Source organism: Nocardia sp. NPDC051030, assembly GCF_040683015.1.
In the GTDB taxonomy this organism is placed as follows: Bacteria; Actinomycetota; Actinomycetes; order Mycobacteriales; family Mycobacteriaceae; genus Nocardia.
In genome coordinates, this window is record NZ_JBFBCD010000001.1 from 408,604 (window position 1) to 434,254 (window position 25,651).

Genomic DNA, 25,651 nt, shown 5'->3' on the forward strand with positions numbered 1-25,651 from the left:
CGCCGGGCAGCTACCGAGGACCGTCCGTGACGTCAGATCCCTTGCCGCCGAACGGCAAGCCGGTCGATCTCCCACTGTGTGCGGGCCACGTCCGCTCGTGGCAGCATGCCAGACGTGGAGTTACGCCAGTTACGTTACGTTCTCATGATCGCCGAAGCCGGCAGCTTCAGTGCAGCGGCTGAGCAAGCGCTGATCGCACAATCGGCGCTGAGCCAGCAAGTGGGCCGACTCGAAAGGGAGCTGGGCACAAAACTATTCGAGCGCAGTAGCCGCGGCGTCACCTTGACCGCCGCGGGACGTGCCTTTGCGCCCCTGGCCGAGGAAACGCTCCGTTCCGCCGAGCAGGCATCGCTGGTGGCTGCCAGTCACGGCCAGCTGGTCGGCGGCCGGCTGGCAGTCGGCGCGTACCCCAATCGCAGCAGTCCGGTCCCCGCGATCTGGGTATCGGAGTTCCATACGCGCTATCCGTCCGTGGAAGTCTCACTGCGAGAAGGCCTTACCGATGAGCTCATACGCTTGGTGGAGCGGGGTGAGCTGGATGTCGCCGTGGTCGGGCTCAGCAGTGGTCTGGAACTGGCCGAACTCGACCACCTCGTCCTGGTCGAGGATCCGGTGGGCCTGGTCCTGCCCGCGCAGCACGCATTCGCCGACGCCGAATCGCTGACCCTGGACCAGCTCACCGACGAGGCCTTCATCGACGGCACGCCGGGCGCCGGTATGCGAATACTGGTAGACCACGCCTTTCAACAGGCCGGAATCGTTCGTCGAGTCCAGTTCGAGGTGTCCAACCCGCTCCATTCCATTCAATTGGTTCATCAAGGGCTGGGAGTCGCGTTCCTCCCGCGCCGAATGATCGATCCGGAATCGCTCAGCCAGAACGGAGTCCGCTGGATCTCGGTGGACGGGATACCGAGCTTTCGGGAAAGCCTGGTGTTTCGCCGCGGACGACTCTCGGCCGCCGCCCGGGAGTTCATCGGCATGGTTCGCCGTGATAACAACCTGCCGGCGAACAACACCGGTGAGCCTGCCACGGAATCCACTGTCCACCAGAAGATCTAGTGTCATGAGTGCACGATCGATTCACTTTCCACCAGTTCGAAATCGGCCCGTCGCACCCGACGCGTGGCGAGCCAGTACTCGAAAGCGAAGCCCGGCCAGAGCGTGCGGTTGACGCCTTCGGGATCCAGGAATCGGGTTTCGCATCCCGCCCATGCGCTCCGCCGCCGCCTGGCGCGCATCTTGCTCAGCGATGCCGCCATGGCCGAAGGGCGAACCTCGAGTGCCGCCGGGCTCTCCCCGTCGAGCAGACTCAGGCATTCGATGACATAGGAGATCTGACGCTCGATCATGAAGACGATCGAATTGTGCTGTAGTCCCGCATTGGGCCCGAAGATCAGGAAGAGATTGGGGAACCTCGGAATCATCATGCCGAGATGTGCCTCGGGACCTCGATCCCACGAACTCGCGAGGGTGATGCCGCCGCGTCCGGTGATGTTCATCGCCGCAATGGCTGCGCCCGGGCGAAACCCTGTCCCGAAAATAATGACGTCGGCCGGATACTCCCGTCCGTCGCCGCACACGACCGAACGCTCGCGGACTTCGGCCGGCGATTCCGTGACGAGTGTGACGTTCGGACTCGCCAGCGCCGGGTAGTAGTCATTGGACAGCGGAATCCGGCGGTTGCAGCCGACCGTATGATCGGGCGTCAGCTTGGCCCGCAAGTCGTGGTCCGCGATGCGGGCGGCCAGGTGCTTGCGGGCCCGCCGCGCTCTCCACCGATCCGCGAGCGGCGTGAGCGCGAATCCGGCCGCCTGCACCTCGCGTTCGACGAAAACCGCGGTGCGCACCACGCGCTGGAGCCACGGCAGGCGGCCGAATACCTGACCGAGGGCCGGTGGGATGGTTCGCTCCGGTTTCGGGAGCACCCAGGTCGGCGTGCGCTGAAAGACGGTCACCTCGGCTGCCCGCCGCACGACCGGAGGCAGGAATTGCACTGTGCTGGCCCCGGTTCCGACGATGGCCACCGACTTGCCGTCGAGATCTATCGAGTGGTCCCAGTTCGAAGAATGAAAGACGTTGCCCGCGAAGGCATCGCGGCCGGTGATATCGGGCGAGGACGGGACGCTCAAAGCACCGGCGCATGCCACGACCGCCAGGGCATAGCTCTTTTCACCGGCGTCCGTCGTAATCTCCCACCGCCCCTGGTCATCGCGGTAGCGCACACCGTTCACCCGGCATCCGAATCGGATATGGCCGACGATGCCGTACTCCTCGGCGGTACGCCGCAGATACCCGTGGATCTCGGATTGACCGGCGAACCACCTGCGCCAGCGGTGATTCGGGGCGAACGAATACGAGTACAGGTGCGACGGGACATCGCAGGCGGCTCCCGGATAGGTATTGTCACGCCAGGTGCCACCGAGATCATCGGCCTGTTCCAGCACGGTGAAGTTCTCGAAACCCGCCTGCTTCAGTCGAATCGCGGCGCATAACCCGGAGAACCCGGCACCGATCACGACAATCGGAGCGGTCCGCTCCATCAGATCAGCCCGCCATTGGCACGAATCGTCTGCCCATTGAGCCAGCGGCCCGATTCGCCGACGAGAAAGGCGACAATACCGGCGATATCGTCGGGGGTGCCGATCCGGCGCAGCGGCGTCTGTTCGGCCAGTTGCATGACCTGCTCGGGGGTCCGGCTGCCGAGGAACTGCGGAGTCGCGGTGGGACCGGGAGCGATGGCATTCACCGTGATGTTCTTTCCGGCGAGCTCCACGGCCAGCTGACCCGTGACGGACTCCACCCACGCCTTGGCGGCGTTGTACAGCAGCTGCCCGGGAATCCTCAGCGCCACAGCCGAACTCGACAGATTGATGATGCTGCCACCCGCACGCACCCGGGATGCGGCCTGGCGCAGCAGATAGAACAGCCCTCGCATGTTCACGTCGGCGATCCGGTCGAAGGCCTCGTCGGACGTCGCGGACAACGAGATTCCCCGCTCTCCCTGCACCGCAGCACAATTCACCAGAACGTCGGCACCGTGACCGTGTACCTGTTCGGCCGCGTCGAAGAGCCGCTCCGCCACACCCGGCTCGGAGATGTCTCCCTGGAAGCCGACCACCTCGGAGCCCGGGAACTCACCCAGCAACCGCTGCCAGGCCTGTTCGTCCCGGGAGTAGTTGACCACCACGGTAAACCCCTCGGCGACAAGGGTTCTCGTGATCTGCGCGCCGATACCGCCGGATCCACCCACGACAATCGCGGTCCGCGATCCGTTCATCCGCTCCACCATCTACCGCACCGCCATCATCTCGAAATCGATCTCGTTGCTCGACCGCTCGGCACCGTCCCAGCCCCGCCAATCCAGGGTGAGGGGCATGGTCGCGCCCTTTTCCTCCGACGTCGACCACGCGGCCACCGTCGCGCGCGGTCCCGACCCCGTGCCCTGGATGTAGCAGATCATGTTTACGGGCCACTGGGTGTTCACGAACATGTGGTTGTCCATCGGGGTGGGCCACTGGCCGATGCGCAGCGCGCGTTCGCCTTCCGGGCCGATGACATGCCAATCGGGATGCAGGTGTATCGATCCGAGGATGTCCAGGCCCTCGTCATTCGCCTCACGATAGATACGGAGCAGATCCTTCGAATCACACCAGAAACCGCGGCGCTGGTGGGCGTATCCCTTTCCGAAACAGGGCACGATGACCTCGTCGAATTCCGCGCATGCCTGTCCCTCGCTGGACTTGACATTCGCACCGTATTTGATGTCCCGCACCGTGCATTGCCCGTCGGAGAGATGTCCGAGCAGCACCGCGAAACAGCATGGCGGCGAATCCGGTGTGCAATCCAGGTATTCGGTGAGGGCATCCCGCAAATACGGCTGTAGCGTTTCCTCGTCGACCGACACGCGATAGTCGTTCATCGAGATTCCCCCGCGAACGTATCGACGCACGCCTCCCACGCACCGTCGCTCAGCAAGCTCCGGCAGCGGGTGAACAGTTCCATGAAAAAGGCGCCGTGCATTTCGACGAATTCGGTGGATTCCCGGCCTTGGTCGACCTCGTTGGCGGCGGTGATGGCCAGGAAGTCCCGCAGACGCCGGTCTTCGAGCGGACCTGCGATTCCGGTGAACCGATCCCGGTACGGCTCCGGCGAGAGCTCCAGGCGCGGATACGTGTATTCGCGATCGCATGCGCCGTACTCATATACCAGGTCGGCAACCTCCGCGCCCGCTGTTTCGACAACACGAGCACGTTCATCGAGCGGCAGGATCGTGTAGAACCCGCCATCGGGCAACGGTGCGGGGCCGAACAATCCGTGCAGAAAGCCCGCACTGCATACGGCCTCACGCTCGCCCCATTCCCGAAGCAGAGATTCGACGCGGGTCAGATGGGTGAACATATTTCCGCCATGACCCGGATGCGCAATCTCCGTCGCCCCCAGCGACATAAGCAAGTCCTTACAGGCAGCAGTACCCACCGAACCCTCCCCCTTCACCTCATTTGGCTTCGAGCCAAGTCTTCAACACCCCCGGGGCGCGGCGCCAGTACCGTTTCGCGATCGAGGCCATCTCCAATTCAGATGGCTGTAATGATTGCCTTCCGGCGGCTGAAACTGATTGACTCCGAGGCGGTATCAGCTCAGCACGGAACATCAGGGGGGTTGCCAGTCATGACGGCGACAGTGGACATTCCGACCATCTTCCGATCGGCCACCAACGGCCGAAAGACGTTGCAAGCCGAGGGCAGAACGGTCCGGGAGATCATCGAGAGCATCGAGGTCTCCGCGAGCGGGATTCGCGATCGCCTGGTCACCGGGGGAGAGTTGCGGAGATTCGTGAACGTCTACGTCGACGACGATGACGTCCGTTTCCTCAGCGGCCTGGATACGGTGGTGGCCAACGGATCTCGTATCACGATCCTGCAGGCGGTCGCGGGCGGCTAGCCCGTACCGGCCGCGGCGCCGCCGGCGCGGATCATGTCGATGACCTCGTCGACACCGAGCGTCCCGTTCGCGCACTCGCGGAGCAGTGCCAGGACGTGCTCGTCACGATATTCGCGCCAGGGCCGGCCACCCGCCGGTTCCGACGCAGTGATCTTGTCGATCAATGACGTCAGGACCGTGCTCTCGCCCGCTTCCACGAAGTCCGTCACACCGGCCCTGCGCAGGTACCGAACGCATTCGTCCCAGCGGATCGGCCGGGTGATCTGCTCGGCGAGCGCATCGCGCAGGGCCTGCCCGCCCGGTGCGAAGGGCCGCCCGGTCACGCTGGAGATGACCGGTGTCCGGGGCTCGTCGAAATCGACCGTGTCCAGCACCGTCCGGAACGCCGCGGCGGCCGGTTCCATGAGCGGCGAGTGGAACGCCCCGCTGACCCGGAGTGGGACGAAACCCCTGACGCCATCCAGCTTTTCGAATATCGGCCGGGCGCGGGCGAGGTCCGCCGCGGTACCGGACAGCACGCACTGCTCGTCCGCGTTGTAGTTGGCGATGACGACGTTCGCGAGACCGCCGGCCCGTAGGGCCTCCTCGATCACCGCCGGTGCGACGCCGACCACCGCCGCCATTCCGCCGCCGTCGGACTCGGCCATCAACTCCGCGCGGCGGCGCACCAGGCGCAGGCCGGTCTCGAAATCGAAGCAGCCCGCCGCCAGCAGCGCGTTGTACTCACCGAGACTGTGGCCGGCCAGATAGTCCGCGACCGGACGGTCCGGCCCACTCGCATCGAGGTGGTGGAGCGCGTTGACCACGTATATCGCGGGCTGCGCGTATTCGGTCCGGTTCAGCAGTCGCCGCGGATCCTCCCGGCACAGTCGCTCGATCGAGTAGCCGAGCACGGTGTCGGCCTGCCCGCACAGCACCGGGAAGCGTTCGAAGACGTCTCCGCCCATCCCCCGCCTCTGCACGCCCTGTCCGGGAAAGACGAAGGCTCTCATCGGGATTCCTCGAGATCGTCGAGATAGGTGGTCACACAGGCCTGTTCGATCGCGGCGAGCGACAGGTCGTCGTGCAGGATGGTCATGTGGTTGGACGCGTCGATATCCACCACCCGCAGGCCCGGGAGCTCGCGCTTCCAATCCTGTACGTAATCCACGTGATCCAGCGAGAACGTCTCACCCACCACCTGGAAGTACGGCTCCAGATCACCCAGGAACAATGCCCGGCGATTGCGGAAGTACGTGCACTCCACGGCATCCGGTCTGACCAGGGGCCGGATGCGGTATTCGTCGATGCGATAGGCCAGTTGGACCTCGATATTGCGCCGGACGAAGTGCACGATGTGCTCGCGCGCCATGGCGAGACCGCGTTCGGCCGCGAGGTCGGCGAGCCGCCGCAGGCAGGCCTCCGGATCCGGTGCGTCGGCGATTTCGTTCTGATGGATCAGCCCGCTCGTCACCCGGGCGAGGTTCTTCTCCCCCGCGGGCCAGAGCAATGAGTTCACCACTTGCAGCGCCGCGCTCTGCGCCGGTCCGGACCCGCTCGCATTGGATACGGCCCAACCCGAGTTGTCCGGCGAGTCCACCATCGTCAGCGAGTTCACGACCTGGCCCCGTAGCTGGAGCAGCCGGGTGATCTCATAGGCGAGGATGCCGCCGAGGCAGAATCCGCCCACGTCGTAGGGGCCTTCGGGCTGCACGCCGCGAATGACCTCGACGTAGTACTCCGCCATCGCCGGAACACCCTGCAATGGTGCGTGATCGGTGAGGAAGCCCCGGGCCTGGATTCCGTAGAAGGGGCGCGGAATCTTCGCGGCGATCGGGTGATACGACTCCACGCCCGCCAGCGCGCCGTGCACCCAGAACACCGGCCTGCCCGTGGTGACGCCATTCAGGTGCACGAGTTCCGGGAATCGCGCTCCGCTCGGCAAGCCCTCGGATGGCGGCAGGCTCGACAGCCTCGCGACCACATCGTCGAGGGTGTCCTCCGCGTGGAGCCAATCCGGTTGGAACAGTGGGAATTCCCCGCGAATGCGGCCGAGCACCGCCACCAGCAGAAGCGAGTTGAGGCCATAGCCGGCGAGCGAGCGTCGCCTGTCGATTTCGTGTTCCTCCAGACCCAGCACGGAGGCCACGAGACCGGAGACGAAGGTTCCCGCGGTGCCCACGGGGACCGTGCTCACCTCCGCCGATTGCCCGAGCGCGGGCGTTGCCGGGCGCTCCGGAACACCGGCGGCGAAGCAGGTCCGCCGCGCGAATGGATACGCGGGCAAGGGAATCCGGCGGCGTCGGGCTTCTCGGTGCAGCAGGCCCCAATCCACGTGTGCGCCCGCGACCCACTGCTCGGCCAGCAGCGTCAAGTGCTGCCGCGACAGTCGAGGGGATCCGTCCTGCACAGCCGAGAAGTCCACAGCACCAGGGTCTTTCCCCGCATGGTCGGTGAGCGCGACCCTCGCGCTCGAGTCCGGGTCGCCCTCCAGCCACCCGGCAAGTACCTCGGCCGCCTCCTCGGGAGTTGCGGCGACCAGCGCCAACCGGCACTCCATCTCCTCGCGACCGACCTGAAGGGTATAGGCGAGGTCCGGCCAGGTTTCCGGGCCGGTTTCCCGCAGCGGGGCGAGGAGCCGCCTCGCTCGTTCCCGGAGCGCTTGTCCGGTCTTGGCCGAGAGGATGACCAGTTGCGGGACATGCAGATTCGCGCCGTCCACGGCCGCACCGCCGTCAGAGCCGGGCACATACTGTTCGAGCACCACGTGCGCGTTGACACCGCCGATGCCGAAGCTGTTGATGCTCGCCCTCCGCGGCAGCACGCGGCCGCTGCCATCGGTTCGGACAGGCCACGGCCGGTTGACCGTCGCCGGCCGGAGCCGGGTTCCGAGCGCGATGTCCGCGTGCAGGCCTCCGAAGTCGGGGATCGCCGGGATCACGCCGAATCGCACGGCCTGCACCGTTTTCACCAGTGCGGCCAGGCCCGAGAACACCTCGCTGTGCCCGATGCACGGCTTCACGCTGCCGAAGTAGATGGCGGCGGAGTCCGCTGCGTCGCCCGCGCCCGCTGTTCCCAGACTCGCGCGCAATGCCGCGATTTCCACACTGTCGGCCAGCGCCGAACTCATGCCGTGGGCCTCGACGTACTCGATGGCGCCGGGATCGGTTCCGGCGTCGTCGAAGGCGCGCGCGATCGCCGATTTCATCCCGCGAATGCTCGGCGCGGTGAACGACACGCCCTGTCCGCCATGGGCGACGCCGGTGCCGCGCACGATGCCGTAGATGGTGTCCCCGTCCTCGATCGCCCGGCGCAATGGCTTGATCAGCACGGCACCCGCGCCCTCACTGCGCACGGTGCCCTCGGCGTCTTGCTGGAACGGGCGCACGTTCCCCTCGGCGCTGAGCATTCCCGCGCCCCGCATACCGGCGAATCGCGCCGGTGACATGACCAGATTCACGCCACCGACCAGGGCCTGCTCGCATTCCCCCTCGCGAATCGACCGGATGGCGCGGTGCAGGGCCACCAGCGATGAGGAGCAGGTCGTATCGCACTGCTCGCTCGGACCGCGCAGGTCGAACGCATACGAGATGCGATTGGGGATGAGCGCGGGCACCGGCGAGCTCAGCAGGCTCGGTCCACCGTCGTATTCGCTGCCGGTGGTGGCGACGAAGACTCCGGTGGGCCGGGTGCGCAGATCGGTGATCCGGTAGCCCGCGTCTTCGACGGCGTTCCAGGCCGCCATCAGCATCAGGCGCAGCTCGGGGGTCACCTGCCGCGCCTCGGTCATGGACATGGCGAAGAAGAGAGGGTCGAATTCGTGGATCCCGTCCAGGAATCCGCCCCACAACCCGGTCGTGTGCGCGGTGTCGCCGTGGCTCGCCCAGTCTTTGCGCCGCATCGGCGGGGTGGTGATGCACCGCGCGCCCTGTTCGACGATGCGCCAGAATTCCCCGACGTCCTCGGCCCCGGGAAAGCGCGCGGACATTCCCACGATGGCCATGCCCTCCGGTTCGGCTTGCTCGTGGCCGGGAGCGCGCGAATCATCCGGTGCGGCAGCGAGTTCCGCAGCGTACTCGGCGACAAGGAAGGCACCGAGGTCCGACAGCGTGCTGTATTCGAAGAGCAGCGTGACATCCAGGTCGAGGCCGAGCCTCGCGCCGATGGTCCGGGCGAGCTGCACGGCGAAAATGGAATCGACGCCATAGGCCGAGAAGTTCGCCTCCCGCGCGATTCGGGTGCCGTCGATGCGCAAGGACTCCGCCAGAATCTCGCGTATCACCGCCTCGACACGGGCGCGCGAACCGTCGGGGACACTGTCGCCGGATGCCACCCGCGCGGGCTCGGGGAGCGGGGGTGTGGCGATATTCGGCACCGGATCGGGTCCGGCTGCACGCGTCGGCGAGATCGCTTGGCGCACTATGCCATTGCTCCGGGCCACGATGATGTGCTGGCCGAGATCAGCGGCCGCCGTGGCCGGGAAGGTGACCTGCCCGTAGCCTTCCTCTGCGAGGAGGCGCTGCCAGCTGTCCGACGTGAGCAGCGGGCTGCCCGGAATGCGCAGCTCGGCGTCGTCATAACGCCACCAGCCCTCGAGCAGGCCGAAGGTGAAATGGTTGATCACCACGTTCGCGGTGATCTCATTGAGCACCAGCAGCCCATCGTGTGTAAGCGGCGCCTTGGCATTGCGGAGGGTGGCGCGAATGTCGCGGGTGGCATGCAGCACATTGGCGGCGATGACGATGTCGTAGCTGCCGATGGCAATTCCCTGTTCGGCCACCGGGCGCTCGATATCGAGTATCCGGCAGGTCAGGAATGGGCTGGCGGGCCGGTAGTTCCGCTCGGCGTGGTCCAGGAACGCCCGGGACAGGTCGGTGTAGCAATACTCCCGGACCGCCAGGCCATCGGCTCTGATCGCCTCCAGGACAGCGGCACTCGTCGCACCCGTGCCCGCGCCGATCTCCAGGATGCGCGGCGCGAAGCCGGGCTCGGCTTCGGTGCGGGCGCGCAACCGGGATATCAGTTCCTCGGCGAGCACCCGGTTGAAGAACGCCGAGGCGGGATTGGTCTTATAGACATCTTCGACCAGCCGTAGCGATCCCTTCGGGAACATGATCTCCGTGGCCCGCCGTTCGCCGGTGAGCACGGCGGGGATCGCGGGCAGGGTCGTCTCCAGCAGCCGGTGGATGGCGGCCAGGTCGGGATTGCGTTGCCAGCGTGGCTTTTCCGTCTCCCAGTCCCGCCACACGTCGTGGGGGGACCGCGCGCTCGGTGCGTCATCGGTCAGGATTCGCTCGCCCCGCCGCCGCAGGTAGCCCCCGACCTCCAGCAGCCGGACGGATTCGTCGAACCACGCGTCGTACATCGGAAGCAGGCCGGCGGTCTCCCGTGCCGCGGCCATGGTCTGCCCGGTGTGACCGAACGCGCCCAGGGAACGCAGGTGGGACCAAAGGAGGTCGAGCAGCAGCCGTTTCATCATGTGATTTCTCCGAAGTTCCCAGTCAGAACACGAGCGCGGTCAGTTCCGCGACTCGCTCACGCAGCGACGCGAGGTCGTCGAACACCGCCCGGGGCTCCCGGCTCTCGGTGTGGACGGCCGGCGAGGACTCCCGCGCGAGCAGGCGAATCTCGTCGTCGCCGAGGGTGATTCCCCGGGTGTTCACGCCCGGGCCGAATTTCATCAGGGTCAGTCGGCCGGTCGTGCCCGCACACAGCAGCTCGATCACGTCCGTGAGCTCGCCGGCCTCGATGAGAGGTATTTCATTGCCCATGAGCGTCGAACGGCTGCCGCCGTCCACGGCGTTGTTGAAGCAGTACCCGAGATTGACCACCCTGGCCGCGTACCCGTAGCGGCGTTCCACCGTGTGCGCGAAGGCGTCCATGAACGTGCACGCGGCCGCGTAGTCCGCCTGCTTGATGGCCTTGAGATAGGAGTTGATGGACGAGAGGAAGACGACGACCTCGAGCGAGTCGCCGCCGAACGCGTCCAGCAGCAGCGCACTCGTATCGACCTTGCCGCGGAGCACATCGTGGAAGCGCGTCTCGGTCAGTTCGGCCAGGCTCTCCCCCGACGCCACCAGTCCGGAATGAATGAGTCCGTGCACCGCGCCGAAGCGCCGTTCGATCTCCGCCCGGGCCTGTCGCAATGATTCGGCGTCGGTGGCGTCCGCGCGAATGTAGTGGGGTGTGGGTCCCCCCGCGCCGGAGGCCTGCACGAGGGCGGCATCGATGCGCGCATCGCGGGGGCTGCGGCCGAGCCACACCACCTGCGCGCGGTACCGGCGGATCAGGTACTCGCTGATGGCCGTGCCCAATCCCCCGGCTCCGCCGAGGATTACGTAGGTTCCGCCTTCCCGCAGCCGAGAGGACTTTGGCGAGTCGGCGCGCACGGTCAGCAGCTGCTGCCGGTGCCACCGGTCGTCGCGGCGGATACGCGGGTTGCCCTCCGGGTCGGCGGGCAGACCCGTTACCGCCGACAGCGACCGGATGTCGTAGGCCTCGAGATCCACGACCCGCACGGCCCAGTTGGGGTACTCCTTCGCCACCGAGCCGGCCAAGCCCGCGACACCGGCGTGGGTGGGGTCGGCGGCTTCGGACTCGTCTCTGGCGTGCGCCCGCTGTGTGATCACGGTCAGGCCCACCGAACGGTTGCCATAACCTGCGGCGAGCAAGGCCTTCACCGTGCGGAACGCATGCAGCGTGCCCGCCTGCTGACCGTCGATCAGATCCGCGGCGGAGGCCGCCTCGGTGTGGTCGGGAGCCACCCAGATCAGGTGATCCACCGCAGGGGCGGCCCGGAGCGCACTCTCGATATCATGGTGCGGCGCAGTCGATATCACGTGCGCGGCGGGATACATCGCGGTCAGGACCTCGCGTGCGTCCCGCGACATCGCGATGATTCCCACCGACTCGGAAACCAGCGGCCAGCGCTCGGTCACCTCGTCGATCGGTTCCCACACCGGTAGCAATACGACGGGTTCGCTCGGCCGAGCCTGTTCCTCGCGGTCGTCGGGTGCGGGCGCTTCGACCTCGAGCACCGCGCTCGGCAGCGTGTAACGGGTCCTATCGAAGGGATAGCCCGGCAATGGCACGCGCCGGAATCGCCCGGCGCGGAACAACTCCGCGAATCCGGGCCGCTGCCCCTCGAGGAATTCCGCTGCCACGCTGTGCAATCGGTCGCTCGGAGCGTTCGCCCCCAATGCGGCCGGCTCGCTGCCGTGGTCGCCGGAAAGCCATGCGGAGAGCGTGCTCACCAGCTCGGCCACATCGCTTGCCACGCAGGCCCACCGATGCTCGAAGTGCGTCCGCCCGAACAGCAGCGTGTAGCTCATATCGCCGAGGTCGATGTCCGGGTTTTCCGCGCAATGGCGCACGAGGCGTGCCGCCCGCTCGCGCAGGGCGTCCGCCGTGCGCGCGGAGAGCGCGATCAGCCGCGGGCCGCCTGGCGTTTCCCGCCGCGATCGGGCCGGTGACTGCTCGAGAACGGCGTGGACATTGGTCCCGCTCGCACCGAGGGATGTGACCGCCGCGCGACGCACACCGTCTCGCGGTGCGGCCCACGCCCTCGGCTCCGAGTGCACGTAGAACGGGCTGCCCGGCAAGGCGATCGCGGAATTGGCGGTCCGGAAGTGCAGCAATCCGGGCAGGGTGGCGTGCTTCATGGCCAGCAGGGTCTTGATGAGCCCGGCCACCCCGGCCGCTTCCCCGGCGTGGCCGATGGTGGCCTTCACCGATCCCAGCGAGCAGAACTCCGTATCGTCCGTGGCGGCCCGGAACGCGCGGACCAGCGCATTGAATTCCACCGGATCGCCCAATCTCGTTCCCGTGCCGTGCGCTTCGACCAGCTGGACACCCCGGGCGTCGATCTCGAAATCACGGTAGACCCGGCGGATCAGGGATTCCTGGGAGGTGCCGTTCGGCGCGGTGATCCCATTGGAGGTGCCGTCCTGGTTGGCGCCGATACCGCGGATCACACCGTAGACATGATCGCCGTCGGCCTCCGCGTCGGAAAGCCGCTTCAGGACCAGCACGCCGACGCCTTCCGCCGGGACGAATCCGTCGGCGGCACGATCGAAGGTGTTGCACCGGCCGGACGGCGAGAGCATCCCGGCGCGCGATCCCGCCAGATAGACCCGGGGAGAGCACTGGATGGCGACACCCCCGGCCAGCGCCAGGTCGGCCTCGCGCGCCCACAAGCCTTGGCAGGCAACGTAAACGGCCATGAGCGAACTCGAGCAGGCAGTGTCCACCGTGAGTGCCGGTCCGTGCAGGTCCAGGTAGTACGCCAGCCTGGACGGCACCATCGAGGACATATTGCCCCAGTACGCCTGTGCCGGATATTCCGACGCCGTCGTCAGGTCGAAATAGTCGCCGTCGCCGCAGCCGACATAGACGCCGCAGCGGTCCCGGTCGATCGACTCGCCCGTATAGCCCGCGTCCTCGAGCGCGTTCCACGCCTCCTGAAGGAACAATCGCTGCTGCGGTTCCATGTAGGTGGCTTCCAGCCCGGAGATTCCGAAGAACAGCGGATCGAAATCCTCTATGCCGTCGAGGAATCCGCCCCGCGGACAAGTGTTCCGGTCGTCCGGCAGGTCCCAGCGGGAGACCGGAGTCACCGGGTCGGTCCCCGCCACCATCTGACGCCAGAACTCATCGAGATCCCGCGCGCCCGGGAACCTGCCGCTCATACCGATGACGGCGATGGGCTCCCGGTGCGCGGGCACCTCGAGCCGATTCACTTCGGGCAGAGGCACTTCGGTGTCAGTCTCGGACGCGACGACGGGTCCGGTACCGCGCGGTGCGGGTTCGATGTCCTCCGGCGCGGGCTCGGTCCGGTGAGCGGTGATCGTGGCACCGTGCTCGGCGAGCAGGAATGTCGCCAACCGCCCGATCGAGGGGTTGTCGAACAGAATGCTGGGATCCAGTGTGGTACCCAATGATTCGTCGAGCAGCCGCACCAGGGTGACGGCGGTGAGCGAGTCCAGCCCATAGTCGGCGAACGGCACCTCGGCCCGGAGTTCGTCCCGGCTCAGCTTCAAGGAGCTCATCAGGCAGGTCGCGATGACTTCCTCAAGGTGTGTGCCGCGCAACCCCTCCGGTTCGGTCGCCCGGGGTTGCCGGACGGCGGCACGCGGAGCGACCCGAGGTGTGGACAGTCCCGCCCGGGCGACCACTATCTGCATTCCGAGCGATCCGACCTCCGCGGTCGGGAACCGCACCTCGTCGAATCCACTCGCTCGCAGTACTTCTCGCCATGAACCCGCCGCCAGCGCGGGTCCACCCGCCATTCGCGTGCCGTCCGAGTGGCGGAACCAGCCGTCGAGGAACCCGAAGGTCAGATGCGCCCACCATTCGTTGCCGGTGAGCTCGTTGAGCAGCAGCACCCCGCCCGGACGCAGTAGTTCCCGGACGTGCTCGACGCTCTTCGCCACGTCCTCGGTGGCGTGCAGGACATTATTGGCGATCACGATGTCGTACTGTCCGACCGCCAGATTCTGTGCACCGGCGGGCTTTTCGGCATCGAAGACGCGGTAGTCCAGGTACGGCACCCGCGGTGAGAATCGCTTCTCGGCCGCGATCAGGAAGGCCTTGGAGATGTCGGTGTAGCAATACTCCGCGATCGCGGTCTCGTGCCGCGCCAGCCGGTCGAACACCCACGCGCTGGCGCTGCCGGTACCCGCACCCACCTCCAGGATGCGAATCCCGGAACGCGAGGTGAGAGAAAGGCTTTCCACCTCCGCACCGACGGTGGCCGCCAATGCGCAGTTGAAGTAGTCCGAGGCGATATTCCCGTTGTAGACCGACTGGACGAGGTCGAGCGACCCACCGGGGAACAGCACGGCGGTCGCGGCCTCCGCCCCCGACAGGATCGCCGGCGCGGACTCGATCATGCGCTCGGTCACGGTCGCCTTGGCGATCAGCTCGGGATCGTCGCGGTGCGCGCGCATCCACTCTCGCCAGGCGTGCCATGCCCGCGCGAGGTCGGGCGCTCCGCCCGGCGTCCGCAGGACATCCCCGTCGCGAACGAGTTCGCCACCGTCCAGTAGCGCGTTCACCGTGGCGTCGAGCCACTTTCGATAGCGCGGGGCGATCGCGCCCCCCGCACCGATCCGTTCGCTCGGCACACCGTCGGGAAACAGCCCGGCGGACCACAATTGCGCGAACAGCACACGACGCAGGAGGTCGTTCATCTCTGCCACGTGCCCCTGGCGACGCGCCAGAAACGTTGGGATCCCGGAACTTCCGGCGGCGGCGGCCAGCAAGTCCTCGGCGTCGGCGGGCACGTCGATCGATCGCGTCGGCGTCGCCGGCTCGCCGGTCTTCGCCACCGGGGCGGGCCAGAACGGTTTGGTGTCGAACGGGTAGGTCGGCAGGCTCACCCGCGCCGGTGGCCGCGTACCGTGGCACAGCTTCCAGTCCAGGTCGATACCGCTCACCCACAAGGGCGCGATCTTGTCCCATTCCTGATGCCCGAGCCAGTGCGCCGTGAGCTCGCGGAGCTGGTCGGTGCGGGCGAACAGCGAGATCAGTTCCCCGGTCGGCCGCACGAGAACGCCTTCATACGCCGCATCGGGCAGGCGACCTTCGGCGTGAGTCCGCAGCTGTGCGGACAGCATGTCGAAATCATCGGCGACAAAGGCGATCCGGCTCGCCATCGCCCGCCGCCCGACCTGCAGCGTGTATGCCAGCGAGGCCAGGTCTCCGCCCGCGGCGCGGTATTCGGGCAGGAATGCCAGCAGGTTTCGGCACAGCGCCCGCACGCGGTCGCCGTCCCGCCCTGACAACACCACCAGCTGCGGCCCCTCCGCGGCCGGCATCGCGCGCGTGCGCGGAGCCGTCTGCTCGAGGATCGCATGCACATTGGTGCCACCGACTCCGAACGAGCTGAGCCCGGCCCGCGGGGGCTCGGCGCCCTCGGCGTCCAGGGGGATATTCCGGTCGGCCACGAAGAACGGTGAGTTCTCCCAATCGATTTCGGTGTTCGGCACCTCGCAGTGCAGGGTTCGCGGGATCTGGCCGTGGTGCAGGCTCAGGGCCACCTTGATCAGGCCCGCGATCCCCGCCGCGGCATCGAGGTGGCCGATATTGCTCTTGACCGAACCCAGTGCGCAGTAACGGCTTCGGCCGGTGTCGTGCCGGTACGCCTCGGACAGCGCCGCCACCTCGATGGGATCGCCCAGCTTGGTACCGGTGCCGTGCGCCTCCACGTAGCGGACCGACTCGGCGGACACTCCCGACCGGTCCAGCGCCTTGCGGATGACCTCGACCTGTCCGCGCACGCTCGGCGCGTAGAAACCGGCCTTGTCACCGCCGTCGTTGTTGACCGCCACGCCGCGGATCAGGCAGTAGACATGGTCGCCGTCGGCGAGGGCATCGTCGGCGCGTTTGAGCATCACGACACCGACGCCCTCGCCGCCGGCCATACCGTCGGCCGCGTCGTCGAACGCCCGGCAGTGACCATCGCTCGAGAAGTTCAGGCCCGGCTGATGCACATAGCCCAGTTCCATCGAGGAGTAGAGGCTGGCCGCACCGACCAGCGCCTGATCGACCTCACCGGACAGCAGCCCCTGGACCGCGAGATGGAGTCCGCTCAGTGCCGACGAGCAATTGGTGCTCACCGCCATGCTGGGACCCCGGAGGTCCAGCTTGTTCGAGATCATCGTGGGCACGGTGCCGCCCTGCGCGAACAGCCACGCCGCGTATTCCTCGGTGTCGGCCAGTACCCGCGTCCCGGCATCGGCCATCAGGCTCGGCAGCAGCATCTGATAGAAGTTGCTGCTCGTCGAGGTGAAGACGCTGGTGCCGGGAACGTCCTCCGGGCGATATCCCGCGTCCTCCAAGGCCTTCCACGCGTGCAGCAGCAGCAGGCGACCCTGCGGATCCATGAGCTCGGCATCGCGTGGCGAGAGGCCGAAGAACGCGGGATCGAACTCCGCCTTGCCCTCGATGATCGCCCGGCGCGGCACGTAATCGGTTCTCTCGATGAGCTCGTCGGGTACCCCGCGCGCCCGCAATTCCTCCGGCGACCAGCGTGTATCGGGGGCATCACCCGCCAGCAGGTTGCGCCAGAACTCCCGGTGATCCTCGGATCCGGGGAAATGACAGGACATTCCGATCACGGCGACCGTGTCGCCGAGGTCGCACGCGCGTGCCGGTCGAGCCTGGGATGCCACCACCCGCGGTTGTTCCGTTCGCGGCCCGGCCACATGCCGGGCCATGGCCGCGATCGACGAATGCGCGAACAGGTCCGTGGGCCGCAGGTCGCATCCGAGGACTCGATTGATGTTCTGTACCGCGACAATGGCCGAATACGAGTCGCCTCCGGCCTCGAAAAAGCCTTCGTCCCTGTCGATGTCGTCGCGGCCGAGTACCTCGCCGAAGATCGTGTGCAGCACCCGTTCGATCCGGGGCTCACCGGCGACGGACTGCCCGGCGGGCGCGGTCCGCGCGGGCGGAACCGGCCCGCCGGAGTGCTCTCGCAGACGTGCCCGGTCGATCTTGCCGTTCGCGGTGACCGGGAAGGATTCCAAGGCCACGAACGCGTTCGGCACCATGTAGGCCGGGAGGGTCTGCCGCAGCCGCACACGCAGCGACCCGGTGTCGAGAACCTGCCCGCGGTCGCGCACGGTGAAGTACGCCGTGAGCCGTTTCGCCTCGCCATTGCCGGGCTCCACCGCCACGACGCTGTGCGCGATATTCGGATGGGCGTCGAGCGCGGCCTCGATCTCGCCGAGCTCGATGCGGTGGCCGCGGAGTTTGACCTGATGGTCCTGTCGTCCGAGCACGACGATTTCGCCATTCGGCAGGCGGCGAGCCACATCGCCGGTCCGGTACATGCGCTCGCCGTGTGCGAAGGGATCGGCGACGAATCGCTCGGCCGTGAGAGCTTGCCTGCCTTGGTATCCCAGTGCCACACCGTGTCCGGCGATACACAGCTCACCCGGGACGCCGACGGGCACCGGCTCCAGTGTCCCGTCGAGGACGTACAGCCGGGTGTTCGCGACGGGTGCGCCGATGGTCACCGGCTCGTCCCGCCGCAGGTTCTTCAGCGAGGCATAGAGCGTGGTCTCGGTCGGCCCGTACAGGTTCCAGGCCTCTGCGCGGGATACGAGCTGGTCCTTCAGATCACTCGGCAAGGCCTCGCCGGTGCTGAGGATCCGCGCCTCGCCCGTGTTCTGCCATCCGGCCCGCAGGAGCATGGCCCAGGTGATCGGGGTCGCCTGCACGAGAGTGGGCCGCCAGTCGGCTATTTCGTCGGCGAGCAGAGTCGCGTCCCTGACCGTCGCCGACTCGCTGATGCGACACTGTCCGCCCGTGATCAGCGGCAGGAAGTACTCCAGCGCGGCAATGTCGAAGCTGTAGGTGGCGATCGCCAGCAACCGGTCGCGGGAGGTCACCTCCAGGGCGCGCGCCATGGACAGCAGCAGATTGGTCAGCGACCGATGCGCGATCGCCACGCCCTTGGGCCTGCCGGTACTGCCGGAGGTGTACATGAGGTACGCGGGAGCGGCCGTCGTCCGCGGGCCTGTGACAACGAGATCCGCCTCGCTCGGCCCTTCGTCCGCGCCGCTGTCAGGGCGATCGGTCACATGGATCCGTGATCCGCCCGGCAATGCGGGCACCGATGCCTCGTCGCAGACGATGAGGTCGATCCCGCTGTCCTGGATCATGGTGGCGAGCCGCTCGGCCGGGAGTTCCGGAGCCAAGGGCACATAGGCCGCTCCGGACTTGATGACCGCGAGCAGAGCCACGATCAGATCGGGTGAGCGCTCGAAGCAGACGCCGACCATTCGGCCGTCCCCGACGCCTCGCCGCCGCAGCCGCGCGGCCAGAGCCGATGCGCGCTCCGCCAGTTCCCGGTAGGTCAGGGTCTGCGCACCGCAACTCAAAGCCGGTTTCTCCGAACGCGATCCGGCCTGTTCGGCGAACAGGTCCCACACCGTCCGATGCTCCGGGTACACGGCGTCCGTTCGATTCCATTCCTCGAGCACGCGCCGTCGCTCGGCCGCGCCGAACAGGTTCAGCCGGTCCAGTGCCACCTCGCCGCCCGACGCCGCGAGGTGATCGATCACGGCGCCGAAGTGGTCGGCCAGATGCGCCACGGTGGCGGCGGAGAACAGGCCGGGGTGGTATTTCCAGTGCAGCTCGAATCCGTCACCGGGATCCACATCGAGCACCAGGTCGTACTCGCCGAGTTGATGCAGACCCGGCACCGCCCGGAATGACCACACGTCACGAAGCTCGTCGGCCAGGCGTTCCACCCGGCCGGAGAGCGAGAAGTTCTGATAGTTGAAGGCCACCTGGAACACCGGCGACCGCGGATTGTCGCGGTCACCGAGTTCGCGCACGATATGCGCGAAGGGGTAGTCCCCGTGGTCGAGGGCCTCGAACACCGCCGACTGCAAGCGCTGGGCGTACCGCGTGAACTCCTCGGAGTTCTTCGGCTTGCTGCGGATGGGCAGCATATTGATGAAGTAGCCGACCGATGAATCGAAGTGGCCCGCCGGACGCCGGGACACCGGCATCCCGACGACGAGGTCGTCCTGCCCGGTGTATCGGTGCAGCAGCGTCTTGAAGACGGCCAGCAGCAATACCGCGGGCAGCACCTCGTTCGCCGCGGCGAGGGCGGCGACCGCCCCGGTCTGCTCCCGCGACAGCCGGCGCGTGTACACCTCGCCTTCGTGCGGCACGTCCCGACCCGGCGTCTTCTCGGTGGGCAGGCCGGTCAGCGGGATGCTCCCGGTGAGTTCCCGCTTCCAGAAGCCTCTTTCGCGGTCCGCGCGCGGACTGCCGAGAAACTCCCGCTCCCGCGCGACGAACTCGCCGAACGCCGCGGCATCGGGCGCATCCGGCGCTTCCCCGCCGCCTACCCGGGCGCCGTAGGCGCGAAGCAGGGTATCGAGCACCACGCACAGCGACGGCCCGTCGAGGATGAGGTGGTGCACGACCAGGAGCACATAGATCTCGGAGGGCGCGCGAGACAGGACCGACAGCCGGATCAACGGTTCCGCCGTGAGATCGAACGGCCGTCGCGCGCGCTCCCGCAGCGCCCCGAGCACGCCGTCGGCCGGAACACCCGAGATATCAGCGGATTCCACGTGCAGCCGCTCGGCATCACCGAGGGACAGCCGCGGTCCGTTCGGCCCGGTGGCGACGGTGGCCGTGAGAATCGGATGGCGCGAGGCGGTCTCGACCAACGCGTCCCGCAGCGCGTCCGGGTCGACGTGCGCGCACGCCAAGGCGACCGGAACGTTGTACGAGTAGCCGCCGGGCTCCATTTCGTGCAGGACCCACAGGCCGCGCTGGCCTTCCGACAAGGGCTGCCCTTCCGACAAGGGCTGGCCTTCCGACAAGGGAAGCGTCACATGCCCTTCCAGCTCCGCGAGCGCCTCCGCCGTCGAGAGCCCGCCCTGTCCGTACCGCTGAGCGAGGTCACCAAGATTCATTGCCGGCCATCCGTCCCGGGTCGTGTCGCTCAGCGCGACAGCAGATAGTCGTGCAGGCTCGGCAGGGCATCCACGAGCTGGGCCGCACGCTCTTGTGCCCGGGCCATTTCCGCCCGTGCGGCGGTGTCGTCGAGGTAGTCGAGCGCGGGCAGCGACCGCGCGGGCAGATGGCCGCCGAGGCCGAGCAGCATGAGGTTGTACGAGTAGGGCTCGAAGCCGTGGTAGTGCGGATACACGCTCGACTCGTCGGGCAGGCGCGCCGACCAAGCCTGCAGACGCTCAGCCAGTCCGGGCGGCAGCACCCGGTCCTTCGTCGCCTTCCAGTACGGCGTATCGGCCCGTGCCGCGCAGCGGTAGTGCACGACCAGGAAGTCCCGGACACCGTCCAGGCAGCGTCCGATCGCACTGTTGTAGGCGGTGGTCAGCTCCGGCTGCCAGGTCTCGTCCGGGAAATGTTTGACCAATTGCTCGATGCCATACTGGATGAAGAAGATCCCCGTGGATTCCAGCGGCTCAACGAACCCGCTGGACAGTCCGATCGCCACGCAGTTCCGCACCCATGAGTTCCGGTTGCGGCCGATGCGCATCCTGATGTGATTGGCTTCGGCGTCAGCACCCGCCGGGCCGACGAACTCGCGCAGCGTGCGCTCGGCTTCCTCCGGCGAGCAGAAGTCGTCGGCGTAGACGTAGCCGGTGCCGATGCGGTTCGCCAGCGGGATGGTCCAGATCCAGCCGGCGTCCATCGCGGTGGCGGTCGTGCACGGCCGCATTTCCGCCTCGGCCATATCGGCCGGGACGCGCAGCGCCACGGCGCGGTTGTTCGGCAGGTACTCCTGGTAGGACTCGAAGGGCTCGTCGAGGGTCTGATTGATCAGCAGGCCACGGAATCCGGTGCAGTCGACGAAGAGTTCGCCGGTGATGTCGCCGTGTTCGCGAGTGACCACGTGCGTGATCCAGCCGCGCTCGTCCTGGCTCACGTCCAGCACGTCGTCGCGCACCCGGCGGATGCCGCGGCGGGTGCCCCAGTCGGCGAGGAACTCGGCCAGCAGCGCGGCGTCGAAGTGGTAGGCGTACGGGAACTGGGTGTCCTGCTCGGACATGGTGCTGCGGCGCGGCCGATCACCGCTGTCGTGCAGGGAACGCTCGAACAGGTTCCCGTCCAGGAACTTCGGTGACCGCTCGGCGTCGCACAGGGCGGGAATCACCATGCAGTCCTTGTCGAACCGCTCACCCCCGAGCTTGAGCCACCAGTCGGCCAGGGTGAACCCCTGCACCTTCGGCATGCGCTCGAAGGGGTGGTAGAAGACGTGACCCGGTTCGCGCCAGTTCTCGAACCTGATGGCCAGCTTGTACGACGCATTGCAGGCGGGCATCCAATCCTGTTCGGACAACCCCAGATAGTCGAAGAAGTGCCGGACGGTGCTGAAGGTAGCCTCGCCGACGCCGATCGTGGGCACCCGGTCGGATTCGACGACGGTTACCGAGATCCGCTCGCCGAAAGCCTCCTTCAGGTAGGTCGCGGTCATCCAACCGGCCGTACCTCCACCGACGATGACGACATTGCGCAGCATGTTCCACCTCTTCACAGCCCGATACCGATTCCGGGTCAGTGCAACATGTTTCGCTGTTCGAGCACGACTACTCCTTCGGGCACTGTCCCACGTGGCAGTGCCTCATGGAGCGTCCATTCGGGCACTGGCAGGCAGGGGCCGGAGTTCCTAGTGTCGGCTTCGTGACCCCAGAGCGGACCTGCTACCGCGACGTACTGCAACTCGATCAGCTGCTGAGTTGCCAGCCCGACACGGGCGCGCACGACGAATTGATGTTCGTCATCGTCCATCAGGTGCATGAGTTGTGGTTCAAGCTGATGCTCGCCGAACTGGAGCAGGCGCGCGATCTGCTGCTTGCCGGCGAGACCGATGCGGCCGAGCACCTGCTGCGCCGGCTCGTGACGATCCAGAACGTACTGATCTCCCAGTGGGCGGTGATCGACACCATGCTGCCGATGGATTACCTCGCGTTCCGGCACACCCTCAAGGGCGGCAGCGGGTTCGAATCCGTGCAGCACCGCGAGATCGAGTTCCTGGCCGGACAGAAGGACGCCGACTATCTGGACCGCGTGCGATTGACCGACGGCGAGCGCGAGCGCCTGTTCCGCAGATTGGCGGAACCGAGCCTGCGCGAGGCGTTCGAGATGCTCGTCGAGAAGCGGGGTGTCGATTCGCTCGCCGAACTGTGGCGCACCGGATATCGGGGCCTCCCCGCCGAGCACTGGGAACTGCTGCGGGTCGCCGAGGCCCTCCTCGACGTCGATCACGCCTTCAGCCGGTGGCGATCACACCATGCGCTCACCGTGGAACGCCAGATCGGATACAAGCCGGGGACCGGTGGATCGGCGGGCGTGGAATATCTGCGCGCCCGCATGACACTGCGACTGTTCCCCGAGCTCTGGGCAGTCCGGTCCGAGCTCTAGGCCGGCCCCGGCAGAGCAATCCGCTTCCGCGACAATCAGAAAGCGCTCCGGTGCCGAGTCATCAACTTGTCATGCTCCTGCTCGACCTCGTGATCATCACCATCGCGGCGCGAGTGTTCGGCCGACTCGCCACCATGGTCGGCCAGCCACCGGTGGTCGGCGAGATCACCGCGGGAATTCTGGCCAGCCCAATGGTTTTGGGCCATACCCTGGCCACGACCGCCTTCCCGCCGGAGGTGCAGTCGCCGCTGAGCGCCTTCGCGAATGTCGGCGTCGCCCTGTTCATGTTCCATGCCGGGCTGGAGGTCGACGCCGGCCTCTTCCGCACCGGCAGACGACTCGTCCTCGGCGTCTCCACGGCGTCCTACGTGGTCCCGTTCCTGCTCGGCGCCGCGTTGGGGGCGACGCTGCTGGCCCGTCACGACAATGGGCACCGTCTGGGCTTCACGCTGTTCATGGGCGCCGCGATCGCGGTGACGGCCTTCCCGGTGCTGGCGCGCATTCTCGACGATCGCGGGATGTTGAAGTCCCGCCTCGGCCAATTGAGCCTGGCCTCCGCGGCATTGAACGATGTGCTGGCCTGGATTGTCCTGGCCGTGGTGCTGGGCCTGGTCGGGGCCGAGGATCACGACTCGTGGCGAATGCTCTTGCTGCTCCCCGTGATCGCCGGTCTGATCCTCGGCAGGCCCTTGCTCGCCCGTTGCCTGGCTCGATCGACGCCGAACGGCACGTTCAGTGTCGCCGTGGCGGGGGCGCTCCTGTGCGGCGCCGCCACCGAATGGGCGGGACTGCACGTCATCTTCGGTGCGTTCGCCTTCGGTCTGGCATTCCCGCGCACCGGCAGTACCGGGACTGCCGACCGAATCCGCACTGTCAGTTCACTGTTCCTGCCCGCGTTCTTCGTGGTCGCCGGATTGCATATGGACCTGGCATCGATCGGCCCGAGCGCGCTGGTGGAGCTCCCGGCCATCGTGGCCGTCGCGGTCGCAGGCAAGCTGGGTGGCACCTACCTCGCCGCCCGCTGCGGGCGGCTGAGTCATCGTGAGGCCGGGATCTGGGCGAGCCTGATGAACGCCCGCGGGCTGACCGAATTGGTGATTCTGGTCGTCGGCCTCTCGGCGGGCCTGCTCGATCGACAGCTCTATGCCCTCATGGTCATCGCGGCACTGCTCACCACCGCCATGACCGCACCCCTGCTGCGCTGGTTCGGCGAATCCGGTCCGCCCGCGTACGAGGTCAATTCGCCTGCGGCAGATGCCGCCCGCCGGGCATGACCCGGTCGACGATCCCGTAGGCCACCGAGCCGGAGGCCGAGAGGTAATGACTGTTGCGCAGGTCGGTGGCGATGGTGTCCGACGGTTTCCCGGTCCGCTCGGCGAGCAGCCGGATCATATCGGCGATCCATCCGTTGTATGCCGCCGGCGTGGGCATGGGGGTTTCGTCCATCAGCCCCTCACCGAGACCGGGTTGGCGCAGAACGATATTCGATCCGGGCAGCGCGTAGCGGTGACCGATGGTTCCGGAACACAGGACGAGGGCCGCCACCGAGCCGACCCCGCCTATCGCCCAGGTTGACACCGGGGGCTGGAGGCACTCGATCGCGTCGCAGACGGCGAAAGCGGCCGGCAGCGATCCGGTAGGGCAGTCGAGGTACAGCCGGATCCCTTGATCGGGGTCCATGGATTCCAGCAACATCAGCTGGGCGATCACATCATTCGAAGCGTCTGTCCCCAGTTCACCGCTGAGGAGAAGTGTTCGATCCTCGAACATGTCGCTCATTACCTTGTTCATTGCCCAACCGCGCAAAACCCGCCCCGCTGCCGCATCCCTGTCGATAACACGCCGATCACCCGCGTCTCCGTCACCGCGAGCGGAAAGGCCGCGGCGACGGAGACGCTTCGAGTTCGGCTACGAGACGCCCGTGGGGGTCTTGCCGACCTCGACCGAACGGGTGATCACGTGATCGACGAGACCGTATTCCTTGGCCTCGACGGCGCTGAACCACCGGTCGCGTTCGGAATCCTCGCGGATCTGTTCGGGCGTCTGCCCGCTGAATCCGGCGATGAGTTCGGCCATTCGGGCCTTCAACCGACGCAGCCGATCGGCCTGAATCGTGATGTCGGACGAGCTGCCGCCGACGCCGCCCAGGGGCTGGTGCATCAGGATTTCGGCATTGGGCAGGGCGAAACGCTTTCCGGGCTCCCCGGCGGACAGCAGGAACTGGCCCATCGACGCGGCCATACCCATGGCGTAGGTGCTCACATCGCAGGAGATCAGGTTCATGGTGTCGAAGATCGCCATACCCGCCGTGACCGAACCGCCGGGAGAGTTGATGTACAGCGAGATATCGGCCACCGGGTCTTCGGCGGCGAGCAACAGCATCTGCGCGCAGACCTTATTGCTGATCTCGTCGTTCACTTCCTGTCCGAGCACAATGATCCGCTGAGCGAGAAGCCGGTCGAAAAGCGAGTCACCCCAAGCCAACCCACTGCCGGGATTGGCTGCCACCGGGGAAAAGCCGGGCCTGTGGTCGTTCATACTCACGCGCTCTCTTTCTCTCCTGTCGCGTCGGAGGACCGTCACACCCGAAAGGTGTGCTGGGTCGGGAAACATGCCGGCGAACGCAGCACCCGCCGACTCCTCCCCTCTCGCCGCGGTTTTCACATGCGAACGCCACTGTAGCCGTGATCGTTTTCGAGCAAACGACAGGCACGGGACGTTCGCCCCGGGCGAACACACCTGCGCGACTGGCAGTCCCACTACTAGGCGTGACGCGGTCTTGCTCTCCGCTGCTAGCCACAACGCGGTCTTC

14 protein-coding genes are annotated in these 25,651 nt (G+C 66.9%); 4 read left to right on the plus strand and 10 right to left on the minus strand.

Annotation, left to right across the window (positions count from 1 at the left end):
• The first annotated feature begins 78 nt into the window (after positions 1-78).
• A complete protein-coding gene (locus AB0N05_RS01880) occupies positions 79-1,059 on the plus strand; it encodes a LysR family transcriptional regulator (RefSeq protein WP_364686223.1) in 981 nt (326 codons plus the stop codon).
• Between the two features lie 2 nt (positions 1,060-1,061).
• Here AB0N05_RS01880 and AB0N05_RS01885 read toward each other — a convergent pair whose 3' ends face one another.
• From AB0N05_RS01885 to AB0N05_RS01900, 4 genes are read right to left on the minus strand one after another with little or no spacing between them, the layout of a single operon-like run.
• Positions 1,062-2,540, minus strand: coding sequence for an NAD(P)/FAD-dependent oxidoreductase (locus AB0N05_RS01885; protein WP_364686226.1), 1,479 nt, complete (start codon positions 2,538-2,540; stop codon positions 1,062-1,064).
• A complete protein-coding gene (locus tag AB0N05_RS01890) occupies positions 2,540-3,277 on the minus strand; it encodes an SDR family oxidoreductase (protein WP_364686229.1) in 738 nt (245 codons plus the stop codon). Before AB0N05_RS01890 ends, AB0N05_RS01885 begins: the two co-directional genes overlap by 1 nt.
• 12 nt (positions 3,278-3,289) lie before the next feature.
• Complete coding sequence (locus AB0N05_RS01895; protein WP_364686232.1) at positions 3,290-3,919, minus strand: hypothetical protein; 630 nt, start codon at positions 3,917-3,919, stop codon at positions 3,290-3,292.
• Positions 3,916-4,446, minus strand: coding sequence for a DUF6817 domain-containing protein (locus AB0N05_RS01900; protein WP_364686235.1), 531 nt, complete (start codon positions 4,444-4,446; stop codon positions 3,916-3,918). The genes AB0N05_RS01895 and AB0N05_RS01900 overlap by 4 nt, the downstream gene beginning before the upstream one ends.
• A gap of 222 nt (positions 4,447-4,668) precedes the next feature.
• On the opposite strand from AB0N05_RS01900, the gene AB0N05_RS01905 reads away from it, so the two are divergent.
• The gene (locus AB0N05_RS01905; RefSeq protein WP_364686238.1) at positions 4,669-4,941 is read left to right on the plus strand and encodes a MoaD/ThiS family protein; all 273 of its coding nucleotides are present in this window, start codon (positions 4,669-4,671) and stop codon (positions 4,939-4,941) included.
• Here AB0N05_RS01905 and fabD read toward each other — a convergent pair.
• Genes fabD through AB0N05_RS01925 form a run of 4 tightly spaced genes read right to left on the minus strand, consistent with a single transcriptional unit; the run spans position 4,938 to position 21,937 of the window.
• Entirely contained in the window at positions 4,938-5,933 is a 996-nt protein-coding gene (gene fabD / locus AB0N05_RS01910) for an ACP S-malonyltransferase (protein WP_364686241.1), read from the minus strand. The two genes, AB0N05_RS01905 and fabD, sit on opposite strands and share 4 nt — an antisense overlap.
• A complete protein-coding gene (locus tag AB0N05_RS01915; protein ID WP_364686244.1) occupies positions 5,930-10,399 on the minus strand; it encodes a beta-ketoacyl synthase N-terminal-like domain-containing protein in 4,470 nt (1,489 codons plus the stop codon). Before AB0N05_RS01915 ends, fabD begins: the two co-directional genes overlap by 4 nt.
• A gap of 22 nt (positions 10,400-10,421) precedes the next feature.
• Positions 10,422-20,366 carry an amino acid adenylation domain-containing protein gene (locus AB0N05_RS01920; protein WP_364686247.1) on the minus strand — a complete coding sequence of 3,315 codons (9,945 nt, stop codon included), beginning with the start codon at positions 20,364-20,366 and terminating at the stop codon, positions 10,422-10,424.
• Positions 20,367-20,395: 29 nt separating this feature from the next.
• Positions 20,396-21,937, minus strand: coding sequence for a tryptophan halogenase family protein (locus AB0N05_RS01925; RefSeq protein WP_364686251.1), 1,542 nt, complete (start codon positions 21,935-21,937; stop codon positions 20,396-20,398).
• 161 nt (positions 21,938-22,098) lie between these two features.
• Here AB0N05_RS01925 and AB0N05_RS01930 point away from each other — a divergent pair, with 161 nt between their 5' ends.
• Both AB0N05_RS01930 and AB0N05_RS01935 read left to right on the plus strand, forming a co-directional pair.
• On the plus strand, positions 22,099-22,839 hold the full coding sequence (locus AB0N05_RS01930) for a tryptophan 2,3-dioxygenase family protein (protein ID WP_364686254.1): 741 nt from the start codon (positions 22,099-22,101) through the stop codon (positions 22,837-22,839).
• A 71-nt stretch (positions 22,840-22,910) separates the two neighbouring features.
• Positions 22,911-24,113 carry a cation:proton antiporter gene (locus AB0N05_RS01935; RefSeq protein ID WP_364686257.1) on the plus strand — a complete coding sequence of 401 codons (1,203 nt, stop codon included), beginning with the start codon at positions 22,911-22,913 and terminating at the stop codon, positions 24,111-24,113.
• Here the strand turns inward: AB0N05_RS01935 and AB0N05_RS01940 are convergent.
• Both AB0N05_RS01940 and AB0N05_RS01945 read right to left on the minus strand, forming a co-directional pair.
• Positions 24,076-24,618 carry an ATP-dependent Clp protease proteolytic subunit gene (locus AB0N05_RS01940; RefSeq protein ID WP_364686260.1) on the minus strand — a complete coding sequence of 181 codons (543 nt, stop codon included), beginning with the start codon at positions 24,616-24,618 and terminating at the stop codon, positions 24,076-24,078. The two genes, AB0N05_RS01935 and AB0N05_RS01940, sit on opposite strands and share 38 nt — an antisense overlap.
• A gap of 129 nt (positions 24,619-24,747) precedes the next feature.
• Positions 24,748-25,377, minus strand: a complete 630-nt coding sequence (locus tag AB0N05_RS01945) for an ATP-dependent Clp protease proteolytic subunit (protein ID WP_364687425.1) — start codon at positions 25,375-25,377, stop codon at positions 24,748-24,750.
• Positions 25,378-25,651 lie beyond the last annotated feature (274 nt).